The 13757-nt window shown below is 52.7% G+C and carries 5 protein-coding genes and 3 rRNA genes; 1 reads left to right on the forward strand and 7 read right to left on the reverse strand.

From position 1 onward, the window contains the following. Window positions 1-14: 14 nt before the first annotated feature. From aceK to IB214_RS22635, 7 genes are all read right to left on the reverse strand, one after another. The gene (aceK, locus tag IB214_RS22605; protein WP_117343625.1) at window positions 15-1796 is read right to left on the reverse strand and encodes a bifunctional isocitrate dehydrogenase kinase/phosphatase; all 1782 of its coding nucleotides are present in this window, start codon (window positions 1794-1796) and stop codon (window positions 15-17) included. Window positions 1797-1903: 107 nt separating this feature from the next. Then, window positions 1904-3208 carry an isocitrate lyase gene (gene aceA / locus IB214_RS22610; protein WP_096759483.1) on the reverse strand — a complete coding sequence of 435 codons (1305 nt, stop codon included), beginning with the start codon at window positions 3206-3208 and terminating at the stop codon, window positions 1904-1906. A gap of 156 nt (window positions 3209-3364) precedes the next feature. After that, on the reverse strand, window positions 3365-4966 hold the full coding sequence (gene aceB / locus IB214_RS22615; RefSeq protein ID WP_117343626.1) for a malate synthase A: 1602 nt from the start codon (window positions 4964-4966) through the stop codon (window positions 3365-3367). A 268-nt stretch (window positions 4967-5234) separates the two neighbouring features. Continuing rightward, window positions 5235-6164, reverse strand: coding sequence for a homoserine O-succinyltransferase (metA, locus tag IB214_RS22620; RefSeq protein ID WP_096758761.1), 930 nt, complete (start codon window positions 6162-6164; stop codon window positions 5235-5237). 480 nt (window positions 6165-6644) lie between these two features. After that, window positions 6645-6760 (reverse strand): 5S ribosomal RNA (gene rrf, locus IB214_RS22625). 91 nt (window positions 6761-6851) lie between these two features. Beyond that, window positions 6852-9761: ribosomal RNA gene (locus IB214_RS22630) — 23S ribosomal RNA — on the reverse strand. A 232-nt stretch (window positions 9762-9993) separates the two neighbouring features. Then, window positions 9994-11535, reverse strand: a 16S ribosomal RNA gene (locus IB214_RS22635). The 16S, 23S and 5S rRNA genes sit together here, the layout of an rRNA operon. A 622-nt stretch (window positions 11536-12157) precedes the next feature. Here IB214_RS22635 and purH point away from each other — a divergent pair. Beyond that, on the forward strand, window positions 12158-13747 hold the full coding sequence (gene purH, locus IB214_RS22640) for a bifunctional phosphoribosylaminoimidazolecarboxamide formyltransferase/IMP cyclohydrolase (RefSeq protein WP_117343999.1): 1590 nt from the start codon (window positions 12158-12160) through the stop codon (window positions 13745-13747). The last annotated feature ends 10 nt before the right edge of the window (window positions 13748-13757 follow it).

The following is a 13757-nucleotide window of genomic DNA, read 5'->3' on the forward strand; positions in this document are numbered from 1 at the left end:
TAAGCGCAGCGCCATCAGGCACGGCGCACATTGCCGGATGGTGGCGCAAAGGCCTTATCCGGCCTACGGTCGGTTTCATAACGCACGCTAAACCGCTGGCGGCGCCGATAGGCGTAAACGTCTTCCACGTGCCCTTCACGGATCCGCGTTTGCAGACCTCGCCAGTAGTCGGCGCAGAACAAATCGGCATGCATCTCTTCAAATAACGGTCCAATACGCGGATCGGCGCACAGCCAGTGACGAAATTCTTCCGGAAATACATCTCCCGGCGAGACGCTGTACCACGGTTCGCTGGCCAGCTCATCCTCCGGGTAACGCGCGGGCGGGATATGGCGGAAATTCACCTCCGTCATGTAGCAAATTTCATCATAGTCGTAGAACACCACCCGCCCGTGTCGGGTCACGCCGAAGTTTTTAAACAGCATGTCACCCGGGAAAATATTGGCGGCTGCCAGTTGGCGAATAGCGTTACCATATTCTTCTATCGCATCCCGCAGCTGCTGGCCTTCGACCTGCTCCAGCCAGATATTTAGCGGCACCATCCGCCGTTCGATATACAGATGACGGATCACGACCTGCTCGCCGAGATCGGTCATTTTTTCGGGTACTTCCTGCTGCAACAACGCCATCAGCGCCGGGGAAATTTGTCGTTTATCCAGCACAAAATTTTCGAATTCCTGGGTATCGGCCATGCGTCCAACGCGATCGTGCTCTTTGACCAGTTGGTAACAGGCGCGGACGTGGGCCGCAGACATCTCTTTTTGCGGCGCAAATTTGTCTTTAATAATTTTGAAGACCCGATCGAATCCAGGCAGAGTAAACACCAGCATCACCATGCCGCGTATTCCCGGCGCTTCGATAAACTGTTCATCGCAGTCGGCCAGATACAGCAGATATTCACGGTAGCTTTCGGTTTTCGCATGCTTCTGACAGCCAATCGCCATATACAGCTCGGCGGTAGTTTTACCGGGCAGGATCTCACGCAGCCACTCGACCAGTGCCGCAGGCAACGGCGCGTAGACCATAAAGTAAGAGCGGGCAAAACCAAACACAATGCTGGCTTCCGCCGTAGTCGTCAGACAAGTGTCGACAAACAATTCGCCTTCGTCAGTGCGGTGAATAGGCAGTAAAAACGGCAGCGTGACCTCTGGTGTGATCAGTTTTCCCACCAGCCAGGCGGCCTTATTGCGATAAAACAATTCGTTCGCCACCTGCAAATGGCAGCGCGCCAGCACCGCTTCGCCAACAATTTCCGTCAGGTGCTCGATGATGTAGCGAATATCACGCTGTTTATTCTGCCATGGCAGACGAAGGGGGAGATCGCTGAGCACGCGCGTGAGCAGCCCTTCCCAGCCTGAATCAGGGAAAAAGTCTTTCGCCAGCGGGCGCGGGATAGTACGAAATCGACGTTCTGACTGAGAGCTAAAAATAAACAACCGCTCGGGCGTCAGCGAGCGGTGATCAAATAACCGGCAGTACACGGAGTTAAAAAAGCTCTCGGCAATCTCAAAGCGCGGATAGTCCGGCAGCAACTGGGTGTAATGCTCTTTTACACGCAGTAAAAATGCCGCATCGGTACTTTTGCCGTCGGTAATGCAGCGCAACTGTTCCACTACCAGACCAACGTGATGATCGTAGAGATGGATACGGCTTTTCATCGCCTGCTGCACAGCATGCCAGTCAGCGTGTTCAAAACGCTGCTGCGCGCCGGACGTCACTTCCAGAAACCGGCCATACTGCGCATCAAAACCTTGCAGGATGGTTTGGGCAATCAGCAATTCCAGGCCACGCGACATCTTTTGCCCTCGTTCAGAATCGAATAATGCCGGATGGCGCATTCGCGTATCCGGCCTACACAGAACTGTAGGCCCGGTAAGCATTACGCCACCGGGCATCAGGTCGATCAGAACTGTGATTCTTCAGTGGACCCGGTCAGCGCAGTAACGGATGACGCGCCACCCTGAATGATGGTCGTCACTTTGTCGAAATAACCGGTACCCACTTCCTGCTGGTGGGATACGAAGGTGTAGCCATCTTTCGCCGCCGCAAATTCTGGCTGCTGAACTTTCTCAACGTAGTGGCGCATACCTTCGCCCTGTGCATAGGAACGCGCGAGGTCAAACATGTTGAACCACATACTGTGGATGCCCGCCAGGGTAATGAACTGATATTTATAGCCCATATCGGACAGCTGTTGCTGGAAGCTGGCAATGGTTTTGTCATCCAGGTTCTTCTGCCAGTTAAACGACGGCGAACAGTTGTAGGCCAGCAGTTTGCCCGGATATTTAGCATGGATAGCATCGGCAAAGCGGCGCGCCAGTTCGAGATCCGGTGTGGAGGTTTCGCACCACACCAGGTCAGCATACGGGGCGTAGGCCAGTCCGCGACTGATCGCCTGCTCAATACCCGCATGGGTACGGTAGAACCCTTCGCTGGTACGCTCGCCGGTAATGAACTCGCTGTCGTAAGGGTCGCAGTCAGAGGTAATCAAATCCGCTGCGTCAGCATCGGTACGGGCAATAACCAGCGTCGGGACGCCCATCACGTCTGCCGCCAGACGGGCCGCCACCAGTTTCTGGATAGCTTCCTGAGTCGGTACCAGCACCTTGCCGCCCATGTGACCGCATTTTTTCACCGAGGCGAGCTGATCTTCGAAGTGAACCGCCGCTGCACCGGCTTCAATCATCGATTTCATCAATTCAAACGCGTTCAGGACACCGCCAAAACCGGCTTCGGCATCGGCAACGATCGGCAGGAAGTAATCCACATAGCGCGGATCGGTTGGCTCAATGCCGGTTGACCATTGGATCTGATCCGCCCGACGGAAGGTGTTGTTGATCCGATCCACCACGGCGGGCACAGAGTTAGCCGGGTATAGCGATTGATCCGGGTACATGCTGGAGGCCAGGTTGGCGTCTGCCGCCACCTGCCACCCGGAAAGGTAGACCGCTTCAATACCGGCTTTCGCCTGTTGCAGCGCCTGACCACCAGTCAGTGCACCGAGGCTGTTGATATAACCTTTCTTCGATCCGCCGTGCAGCAAACGCCACATTTTCGCTGCGCCAAGCTGCGCCAGCGTACATTCCGGGTTGACCGAGCCACGTAACTTCACCACTTCCTCCGCGCTGTACGGGCGGGTAATGCCTTCCCAGCGTGGTTGTGTCCATTCTTTCTGTAAGTCTTCGATTTGTTGGGTACGGGTTTTCATGTGCAGATGCTCCATATTATTCTCCTGGCTTCCCAGGCGTTATTGGTGAAGGCAGTTTGGTCACGGCCAGCGCGCAAAAACCGGAGCGTACTTATAGTACGTGAGGATTTTGAGCACTGCCCGGGGCGAAAATGGCGAACAAAATAGCCTGGGCTGTTAAGCCAGTAAGCGGTAGCCTGGCAAGGTAAGGAAGTCGATCAGTTCGTCAGAGGTGGTGATTTGCTCCATCAGGCGTGCGGCGTCATCAAAGCGCCCGCTGCTGTAGCGGTGTTCACCCAGCTCGTCCTGAATCACCCGCATTTCTTCGGCCAGCATCTGACGGAACAGCGGTTTGGTCACCGGCTTACCGTTGCTGAGGGTTTTCTGATGGTGGATCCACTGCCAGATGGAGGTACGGGAGATTTCGGCAGTTGCCGCATCTTCCATCAGGCCATAAATCGGTACGCAACCGTTGCCAGAGATCCACGCTTCGATGTACTGCACGGCAACGCGAATATTGGCGCGCATGCCTTCTTCAGTACGTTCCCCTTCGCACGGAGCCAGCAGTTGTTCTGCAGTAATCGGCGCATCCTCTTCTCGGGTGACAAACAGCTGATTTTTGTTGTTGCCCAGCACATCGTTGAAAATCGCCATTGCGGTATCTGCCAGTCCAGGGTGAGCAACCCAGGTCCCGTCATGACCGTTATTGGCTTCCAGCGCTTTATCCGCTTTAACTTTTGCCAGCACCTGATTGTTGCGCTCAGCGTCTTTGCTGGGGATAAACGCCGCCATACCGCCCATCGCAAAGGCACCGCGTTTATGACAGGTTTTAATCAGCAGACGCGAGTAGGCGCTGAGGAACGGCTTATCCATCGTTACCACCTGACGATCGGGCAGAACACGATCCGGGTGATTCTTGAGGGTTTTGATGTAGCTGAAAATGTAATCCCAACGACCGCAGTTGAGGCCGACAATATGGTCACGCAGCGCGTGCAGGATCTCATCCATCTGGAAAACGGCTGGCAGTGTTTCGATCAGCAACGTGGCTTTTATCGTGCCGCGCGGCAGATTAAATCGGTCTTCTGTATAGCTGAAGACTTCACTCCACCAGGCCGCTTCTTGCCAGGCCTGCGTTTTCGGCAAATAGAAGTAAGGACCACTGCCTTTAGCCAGCAAGGCTTTGTAGTTGTGGAAGAAATAGAGGGCAAAGTCGAACAGACTGCCGGGAATCGCTTCCTCACGCCAGGTGACGTGTTTTTCCGGCAGATGCAGGCCACGTACACGACAAACCAATAACGCCGGATCGGGCTTCAGTTGGTATATCTTGCCAGCGTCGTTGGTGTAACTGATGGTACCGTTCACCGCATCGCGCAGGTTGATTTGCCCGTCGATCACTTTACTCCACTCGGGAGCCAGTGAATCCTCAAAGTCAGCCATAAAGACTCTAACGTTGGCGTTGAGCGCGTTAATCACCATCTTGCGTTCAACGGGTCCGGTGATTTCCACGCGACGATCCTGTAAATCATCAGGAATACCGCGAATCTTCCAGCCACCTTCACGAATGGAAGCTGTTTCCGAAATAAAATCAGGCAACTTACCGTCATCAATATCCTGCTGCTGCTGAATACGCGCGGCGAGAAGTTTATTGCGTTTTGGCGTAAATCGAGTCACCAATTCGGTCAGGAATTCCACCGCCTCTGCGGTCAAAATCTGCTGTTCCTGCTCGCCATGCGGCCTGGTAAAAACCAGCTCATCGGTTGTTGTTGCCTGTTGATTCATTGCGTAGTTCCTCGTCATTGATCCAAACACATCCCCAATGCGAACGAAGGATCGTTGTGCGGTTTTCGTTCAGCACAACTAAGACTACCCATTTAAATTTCAAAATCAAAAACAATTTCCATTTTTAATTTAATTATCAATTAACTTATTGATAACAATCATAATAAAAATTAATCACACCGTGAGGTGCGTTTCGGAAATAAAAAAAGCACCCGAAGGTGCCTGATTCAACATGCTGAAACGCTTAAGGATCGTTTGCTACAGAAGATTAATCCAGCGTTGGATTCATGTGGCGCAGATCGTATGGCGTGATCTGGTAGACGTAATAGTTGAGCCAGTTAATAAACAGCAAATTGCCATGGCTACGCCAGCTTGCCCGAGGTTTGTTTTGTGGGTCATCTTGCGGGAAATAGTTGTACGGAACGTCCGGGGTCAACCCCGCTTCGGCGTCACGAAAATATTCACCGGCCAGCGTATCGGCGTCATATTCCGGATGACCCGTCACGAACGCAATACGTTTATCTTTACTGGCAAACAGGTAGGCATCGCCCTCTTCCGTCTCGGCAAAAATCTCAAGATCGGTGTAATCCCTGATCAACGCAGCAGGGAAATCAGCATAGCGTGAGTGCGGCGCAAGGAAAGCATCATCAAAACCACGCGTCAGCAGGGCATGGGGATGAAGGATATGGTGTTCGTATACACCTGAAAGCTTGTCGTTGCGGGTTTGCTTGGGGATGCCATAGAGGATATTCAGTGCGGCCTGCACCGCCCAACAGACAAACAATGTTGATGTGACGTGGTCTTTCGCCCACTCCAGTACCTGTTTGATCTGCGGCCAGTAGGCCACATCGTTAAACTCAACCAGGCCTAACGGTGCCCCGGTGACGATCAGTCCATCAAAGTTCTGATCGCAAATATCCTCGAAATTACAGTAAAAGTTATTCAGATGCTCCGTCGGCGTATTGCGCGACTCGCGGGCATCAATGCGTAATAGCTGAACGTCTACCTGCAGCGGTGAGTTCGACAATAACCGGAGAAACTGGTTTTCCGTTTCGATCTTCTTCGGCATCAGGTTGAGGATAAGCACCTTCAGAGGACGAATTTCCTGACCGGATGCGCGGGATGTCGTCATGACGAAGACGTTTTCCTCACGCAAGAAATTGACGGCGGGTAGCTCGTCCAGCACGCGAATTGGCATAACCTGATAACCTCACAACATACGTTTAAACGTTTAGACATCCAGATAGCTGACAATAACCAGGAATCGTGTGAATGTCGAGCCTGCATGCTCAAGGTGAGAAAGTTTCACGACTCACTCGCTGTAGAATAGTGCAGTAAGAGTCAAAAGGAGAATGCTTTGTCGTTCACGGGCAGGATAAAGGACATTTTACGCGGACAGAAGAGAGGCTTTCGCTGGACAGATAAAGCGCTGACGCGGCTATCCACCCGCTTTCACATACAACAGACGCAAAAAAGCCCATCCTGACGGATGGGCTTCTTCACTTGTTTGATGCCTGGCAGTTTATGGCGGGCGTCCTGCCCGCCACCCTGCGGGCCGTTGCTTCGCAACGTTCAAATCCGCTCCCGGCGGATTTGTCCTACTCAGGAGAGCACTCACCGACAGACAACAGACGCAAAAAAGCCCATCCGTCAGGATGGGCTTCTTCACTTGTTTGATGCCTGGCAGTTCCCTACTCTCGCATGGGGAGACCCCACACTACCATCGGCGCTACGGCGTTTCACTTCTGAGTTCGGCATGGGGTCAGGTGGGACCACCGCGCTACAGCCGCCAGGCAAATTCTGTTATCAGACCGCTTCTGCGTTCTGATTTTATCTGTATCAAGCTGAATTGATGTCTCTTTCGCCAAAACATCTTTGGCGTTGTAAGGTTAAGCCTCACGGTTCATTAGTATCGGTTAGCTCAATGTATCGCTACACTTACACACCCGACCTATCAACGTCGTAGTCTTCAACGTTCCTTCAGGACTCTCAAGGAGTCAGGGAGAACTCATCTCGGGGCAAGTTTCGTGCTTAGATGCTTTCAGCACTTATCTCTTCCGCATTTAGCTACCGGGCAATGCCATTGGCATGACAACCCGAACACCAGTGATGCGTCCACTCCGGTCCTCTCGTACTAGGAGCAGCCCCCCTCAATTCTCCAGCGCCCACGGCAGATAGGGACCGAACTGTCTCACGACGTTCTAAACCCAGCTCGCGTACCACTTTAAATGGCGAACAGCCATACCCTTGGGACCTACTTCAGCCCCAGGATGTGATGAGCCGACATCGAGGTGCCAAACACCGCCGTCGATATGAACTCTTGGGCGGTATCAGCCTGTTATCCCCGGAGTACCTTTTATCCGTTGAGCGATGGCCCTTCCATTCAGAACCACCGGATCACTAAGACCTGCTTTCGCACCTGCTCGAGCCGTCACTCTCGCAGTCAAGCTAGCTTATGCCTTTGCACTAACCTCCTGATGTCCGACCAGGATTAGCTAACCTTCGTGCTCCTCCGTTACTCTTTAGGAGGAGACCGCCCCAGTCAAACTACCCACCAGACACTGTCCGCAACCCGGATCACGGGTCTACGTTAGAACACCAGCCATTAAAGGGTGGTATTTCAAGGTTGGCTCCATGCAGACTGGCGTCCACACTTCAAAGCCTCCCACCTATCCTACACATCAAGGACCAGTGTTCAGTGTCAAGCTATAGTAAAGGTTCACGGGGTCTTTCCGTCTTGCCGCGGGTACACTGCATCTTCACAGCGAGTTCAATTTCACTGAGTCTCGGGTGGAGACAGCCTGGCCATCATTACGCCATTCGTGCAGGTCGGAACTTACCCGACAAGGAATTTCGCTACCTTAGGACCGTTATAGTTACGGCCGCCGTTTACCGGGGCTTCGATCAAGAGCTTCTCCTTACGGATAACCCCATCAATTAACCTTCCGGCACCGGGCAGGCGTCACACCGTATACGTCCACTTTCGTGTTTGCACAGTGCTGTGTTTTTAATAAACAGTTGCAGCCAGCTGGTATCTTCGACTGATTTCAGCTCCACGAGCAAGTCGCTTCACCTACCATCAGCGTGCCTTCTCCCGAAGTTACGGCACCATTTTGCCTAGTTCCTTCACCCGAGTTCTCTCAAGCGCCTTGGTATTCTCTACCTGACCACCTGTGTCGGTTTGGGGTACGATTTCGTGTTACCTGATGCTTAGAGGCTTTTCCTGGAAGCAGGGCATTTGTTACTTCAGCACCGTAGTGCCTCGTCATCACACCTCAGCGTTATACAGAAGTCCGGATTTACCTAAACTTCCCGCCTACATGCTTAAACCGGGACAACCGTCGCCCGGCTAACATAGCCTTCTCCGTCCCCCCTTCGCAGTAACACCAAGTACAGGAATATTAACCTGTTTCCCATCGACTACGCCTTTCGGCCTCGCCTTAGGGGTCGACTCACCCTGCCCCGATTAACGTTGGACAGGAACCCTTGGTCTTCCGGCGTGCGGGTTTTTCACCCGCATTATCGTTACTTATGTCAGCATTCGCACTTCTGATACCTCCAGCACCCCTCACAGGACACCTTCAACGGCTTACAGAACGCTCCCCTACCCAACAACACATAGTGTCGCTGCCGCAGCTTCGGTGCACAGTTTAGCCCCGTTACATCTTCCGCGCAGGCCGACTCGACCAGTGAGCTATTACGCTTTCTTTAAATGATGGCTGCTTCTAAGCCAACATCCTGGCTGTCTGTGCCTTCCCACATCGTTTCCCACTTAACTGTGACTTTGGGACCTTAGCTGGCGGTCTGGGTTGTTTCCCTCTTCACGACGGACGTTAGCACCCGCCGTGTGTCTCCCGTGATAACATTCTTCGGTATTCGTAGTTTGCATCGGGTTGGTAAGTCGGGATGACCCCCTAGCCGAAACAGTGCTCTACCCCCGAAGATGAGTTCACGAGGCGCTACCTAAATAGCTTTCGGGGAGAACCAGCTATCTCCCGGTTTGATTGGCCTTTCACCCCCAGCCACAAGTCATCCGCTAATTTTTCAACATTAGTCGGTTCGGTCCTCCAGTTAGTGTTACCCAACCTTCAACCTGCCCATGGCTAGATCACCGGGTTTCGGGTCTATACCCTGCAACTTAACGCCCAGTTAAGACTCGGTTTCCCTTCGGCTCCCCTATACGGTTAACCTTGCTACAGAATATAAGTCGCTGACCCATTATACAAAAGGTACGCAGTCACCCTGATAAATCAAGGCTCCCACTGCTTGTACGTACACGGTTTCAGGTTCTTTTTCACTCCCCTCGCCGGGGTTCTTTTCGCCTTTCCCTCACGGTACTGGTTCACTATCGGTCAGTCAGGAGTATTTAGCCTTGGAGGATGGTCCCCCCATATTCAGACAGGATACCACGTGTCCCGCCCTACTCTTCGAGTTCACAACACATGCGATTTTGTGTACGGGACTATCACCCTGTACCGTCGGACTTTCCAGACCGTTCCACTACCACACATGCTGATTCAGACTCTGGGCTGCTCCCCGTTCGCTCGCCGCTACTGGGGGAATCTCGGTTGATTTCTTTTCCTCGGGGTACTTAGATGTTTCAGTTCCCCCGGTTCGCTTCATTACGCTATGTATTCACGTAATGATAGTGTGTCGAAACACACTGGGTTTCCCCATTCGGAAATCGCCGGCTATAACGGTTCATATCACCTTACCGACGCTTATCGCAGATTAGCACGTCCTTCATCGCCTCTGACTGCCAGGGCATCCACCGTGTACGCTTAGTCGCTTAACCTCACAACCCGAAGATGTTTCGTAAAACACATCGTGTTGCGAAAATTTGAGAGACTCGAACACACCATTTATCTGTTCTTATTACGGAGAACAGACACAGTGTGTCGTTTCAATTTTCAGCTTGATCCAGATTTTTAAAGAGCAAAACTTCTTAATGCACTCGGAAGTACATTCAGAAGTTCATCATTCATCAGACAATCTGTGTGAGCACTACAAAGAACGTTTCTTTAAGGTAAGGAGGTGATCCAACCGCAGGTTCCCCTACGGTTACCTTGTTACGACTTCACCCCAGTCATGAATCACAAAGTGGTAAGCGCCCTCCCGAAGGTTAAGCTACCTACTTCTTTTGCAACCCACTCCCATGGTGTGACGGGCGGTGTGTACAAGGCCCGGGAACGTATTCACCGTAGCATTCTGATCTACGATTACTAGCGATTCCGACTTCATGGAGTCGAGTTGCAGACTCCAATCCGGACTACGACATACTTTATGAGGTCCGCTTGCTCTCGCGAGGTCGCTTCTCTTTGTATATGCCATTGTAGCACGTGTGTAGCCCTACTCGTAAGGGCCATGATGACTTGACGTCATCCCCACCTTCCTCCAGTTTATCACTGGCAGTCTCCTTTGAGTTCCCGGCCGAACCGCTGGCAACAAAGGATAAGGGTTGCGCTCGTTGCGGGACTTAACCCAACATTTCACAACACGAGCTGACGACAGCCATGCAGCACCTGTCTCAGAGTTCCCGAAGGCACCAAAGCATCTCTGCTAAGTTCTCTGGATGTCAAGAGTAGGTAAGGTTCTTCGCGTTGCATCGAATTAAACCACATGCTCCACCGCTTGTGCGGGCCCCCGTCAATTCATTTGAGTTTTAACCTTGCGGCCGTACTCCCCAGGCGGTCGACTTAACGCGTTAGCTCCGGAAGCCACTCCTCAAGGGAACAACCTCCAAGTCGACATCGTTTACGGCGTGGACTACCAGGGTATCTAATCCTGTTTGCTCCCCACGCTTTCGCACCTGAGCGTCAGTCTTTGTCCAGGGGGCCGCCTTCGCCACCGGTATTCCTCCAGATCTCTACGCATTTCACCGCTACACCTGGAATTCTACCCCCCTCTACAAGACTCTAGCCTGCCAGTTTCGGATGCAGTTCCCAGGTTGAGCCCGGGGATTTCACATCCGACTTGACAGACCGCCTGCGTGCGCTTTACGCCCAGTAATTCCGATTAACGCTTGCACCCTCCGTATTACCGCGGCTGCTGGCACGGAGTTAGCCGGTGCTTCTTCTGCGAGTAACGTCAATGAATGCGGTTATTAACCACATCCCCTTCCTCCTCGCTGAAAGTACTTTACAACCCGAAGGCCTTCTTCATACACGCGGCATGGCTGCATCAGGCTTGCGCCCATTGTGCAATATTCCCCACTGCTGCCTCCCGTAGGAGTCTGGACCGTGTCTCAGTTCCAGTGTGGCTGGTCATCCTCTCAGACCAGCTAGGGATCGTCGCCTAGGTGAGCCGTTACCCCACCTACTAGCTAATCCCATCTGGGCACATCCGATGGCAAGAGGCCCGAAGGTCCCCCTCTTTGGTCTTGCGACATTATGCGGTATTAGCTACCGTTTCCAGTAGTTATCCCCCTCCATCGGGCAGTTTCCCAGACATTACTCACCCGTCCGCCACTCGTCACCCAAGGAGCAAGCTCCTCTGTGCTACCGTTCGACTTGCATGTGTTAGGCCTGCCGCCAGCGTTCAATCTGAGCCATGATCAAACTCTTCAATTTAAGTTTGATGCTCGTGAATTAAACTTCGTAATGAATTACGTATGTTCACTCAGAGACTTGGTATTCATTTTTCGTCTTGCGACGTTAAGAATCCGTATCTTCGAGTGCCCACACAGATTGTCTGATAAATTGTTAAAGAGCAGTGCAACACGGCTTTCGCTCACTGTTGCGAGGTGGCGTATATTACGCTTTCCTCTTTCAGAGTCAACCGTTTATTTTCAGGTTTTTCTCTTCAACCGAACCGGCTGTTTGTGTGAAGTGATTCACATCCGCCGTGTCGATGGAGGCGCATTATAGGGAGTTCTCTGGCGCCCGCAACCCTTAAATTACAGAAAAATGACTGACTGCTGCATTCCACAGCAAAACCCCGCCTTATACCTATTTGCACACAGAGTTATCCACAAACATCCCCATCATTTCGGCGATCCTTTCTACCTATATACGGTTTTAAGCTCTCGAAATAAGGGTCAACATTGAAAAAGAAAAATTCGCGAGCGTTGCGCAAACGTTTTCGTTACAATGCTGCGGCAAAACAAGGATGCCCCGTAAGGGGCGTTAGCTGAGTTTTTACGCAAAAACTCAGCTAACGCTCTCTGTTATAGTCAAATCCAGGGGATTTACCATGCAACAACGTCGTCCAGTCCGCCGCGCTCTGCTCAGTGTTTCTGACAAAGCAGGTATTATCGAATTCGCTCAGGCACTTTCCGCACGCGGTGTGGAGCTGCTGTCTACAGGTGGCACTGCGCGCCTGTTAGCAGAGAAAGGTCTGCCAGTGACCGAAGTTTCCGATTACACCGGTTTCCCGGAAATGATGGATGGACGCGTGAAGACCCTGCATCCAAAAGTACACGGCGGCATTCTTGGCCGTCGCGGTCAGGATGACGGAATAATGGAACAACACGGTATCGCCCCTATCGATATGGTGGTTGTTAACCTGTACCCGTTCGCCGAGACCGTGGCTCGCGTTGGCTGCTCGCTGGAAGATGCGGTAGAGAATATCGATATCGGCGGCCCAACCATGGTGCGCTCGGCCGCCAAGAACCATAAAGATGTGGCTATCGTGGTAAAGAGCAATGACTACGACGCCATTATTAAAGAGATGGATGCCAACGAAGGTTCTCTGACCCTCGACACCCGTTTCGATCTCGCCATTAAAGCGTTCGAACACACCGCCGCCTACGACAGCATGATTGCCAACTACTTCGGCAGCATGGTCCCGGCCTATCACGGTGAAAGCAAAGACGCTGCAGGTCGCTTCCCACGAACCCTGAACCTGAACTTCATTAAGAAGCAGGATATGCGCTACGGCGAAAACAGCCACCAGCAGGCGGCCTTCTATATAGAAGAGAATGTTAAAGAGGCGTCCGTTGCCACCGCAACGCAGGTACAGGGCAAAGCGCTCTCTTATAACAACATCGCCGATACCGACGCCGCGCTCGAGTGCGTGAAAGAGTTCAACGAGCCAGCCTGCGTTATCGTTAAGCACGCCAACCCGTGCGGCGTGGCAGTCAGCTCCTCTATTCTTGATGCCTATGACCGCGCGTACAAAACCGATCCAACCTCCGCGTTCGGCGGCATCATCGCTTTTAACCGCGAACTGGATGCTGAAACGGCACAGGCCATTATCTCCCGCCAGTTTGTTGAGGTGATCATCGCCCCGTCAGCAACTGAGGAAGCGCTGAAGATTACGGCGGCTAAGCAGAACGTTCGCGTCCTGACCTGCGGTCAGTGGGCTGAGCGTGTTGCGGGCCTGGATTTCAAACGCGTGAACGGCGGACTGCTGGTTCAGGATCGTGACCTGGGTATGGTCACCGAGGGTGAACTGCGCGTAGTGTCCAAACGTCAGCCTACTGAGCAGGAGCTGCGTGATGCGCTGTTCTGCTGGAAAGTCGCGAAGTTCGTGAAATCCAACGCCATTGTCTACGCCAAAGAGAACATGACCATCGGCATAGGCGCAGGTCAGATGAGCCGCGTTTATTCCGCGAAGATCGCCGGGATTAAAGCCGCCGACGAAGGTCTGGAAGTCAAAGGTTCGGCAATGGCGTCTGACGCCTTCTTCCCGTTCCGCGACGGGATTGATGCCGCAGCAGCCGTTGGCGTGAGCTGTGTTATCCAGCCAGGCGGTTCCATTCGTGATGACGAGGTGATTGCCGCTGCCGACGAACACGGTATTGCGATGATCTTTACCGACATGCGCCACTTCCGCCATTAATCCACGGAGC

Origin of the sequence: Citrobacter sp. C1 (genome assembly GCF_014596895.2) — a bacterium.
Classification (GTDB): domain Bacteria; phylum Pseudomonadota; class Gammaproteobacteria; order Enterobacterales; family Enterobacteriaceae; genus Citrobacter; species Citrobacter gillenii.

Coding starts and splice junctions, on each gene's coding strand:
- aceA (WP_096759483.1), bottom strand. CDS start 3,208: ATGAAAACCCGTACCCAACAAATCGAAGACTTACAGAAAGAATGGACA.
- metA (WP_096758761.1), bottom strand. CDS start 6,164: ATGCCAATTCGCGTGCTGGACGAGCTACCCGCCGTCAATTTCTTGCGT.
- purH (WP_117343999.1), top strand. CDS start 12,158: ATGCAACAACGTCGTCCAGTCCGCCGCGCTCTGCTCAGTGTTTCTGAC.
- aceB (WP_117343626.1), bottom strand. CDS start 4,966: ATGAATCAACAGGCAACAACAACCGATGAGCTGGTTTTTACCAGGCCG.
- aceK (WP_117343625.1), bottom strand. CDS start 1,796: ATGTCGCGTGGCCTGGAATTGCTGATTGCCCAAACCATCCTGCAAGGT.